This window comes from Ligilactobacillus acidipiscis DSM 15836 (assembly GCF_001435755.1).
GTDB classification, from domain to species: domain Bacteria; phylum Bacillota; class Bacilli; order Lactobacillales; family Lactobacillaceae; genus Ligilactobacillus; species Ligilactobacillus acidipiscis.
In genome coordinates, this window is the sequence record NZ_AZFI01000344.1 from 1 (window position 1) to 617 (window position 617).

At 38.1% G+C, this 617-nt stretch carries 2 protein-coding genes; both read left to right on the plus strand.

Annotated elements, in window-relative coordinates:
- Nucleotides 1-56: 56 nt before the first annotated feature.
- Nucleotides 57-443, plus strand: coding sequence for a fluoride efflux transporter FluC (locus tag FC65_RS11045; protein WP_010495944.1), 387 nt, complete (start codon nucleotides 57-59; stop codon nucleotides 441-443).
- A complete protein-coding gene (locus tag FC65_RS12870; RefSeq protein WP_162257071.1) occupies nucleotides 440-601 on the plus strand; it encodes a CrcB family protein in 162 nt (53 codons plus the stop codon). The genes FC65_RS11045 and FC65_RS12870 overlap by 4 nt, the downstream gene beginning before the upstream one ends.
- Nucleotides 602-617: the final 16 nt, after the last annotated feature.

Consider the following 617-nt stretch of genomic DNA (forward strand, 5'->3'; position numbering starts at 1 on the left):
TTATTTCTAACTTAATTTGACATTTCAAGTTGTTAAACAAGGAGGCATATTAAAACATGAAATTCAAAGACCTACTTAGTATTTTTTTCTTTGGCTCTCTTGGCAGTCTTAGCCGCTATGGTCTGACTTTACTGTTTCCCGGCAAACAAACTACATTATTGATCAATATTATCGGATGTTTTTTACTCTCTTTTTTGACCTACTATGTTATCGAACATAATCTGCTTTCTGGTTGGATGAATGCTGGAATAGGTACAGGTTTCATTGGCGCATTCACCACCTTTTCCTCATTTTGTAACGATTTTGATCAGGCTATACTCACTCATAATTTGTTGCCGGCCAGCCTTTATTTACTTTTTTCAATTTTCGGCGGATACTTGGCAGCATGGCTGGGTTTCACTGTAGCTAACCACCTGTTTAAAAGAAAGGAGCACCAAGAATGAGCTTAATTCTAATTGGCCTTAGCGCAGGCTTGGGCGCTAGTCTCCGCTTTCTAGTAACTACTATGATCAAACAACACACTAAGCAAATTTTTCCTTGGGCCACCTTACTTATCAATCTAAGTGGAGCATTTCTTTTAGGAATACTAGGGTCCGTCTGAAAACTACTTAAGTAAG

Excerpts from the sequence above, each read along its gene's own strand:
- FC65_RS12870 (WP_162257071.1), top strand. The coding sequence starts at position 440 with ATGAGCTTAATTCTAATTGGCCTTAGCGCAGGCTTGGGCGCTAGTCTC.
- FC65_RS11045 (WP_010495944.1), top strand. The coding sequence starts at position 57 with ATGAAATTCAAAGACCTACTTAGTATTTTTTTCTTTGGCTCTCTTGGC.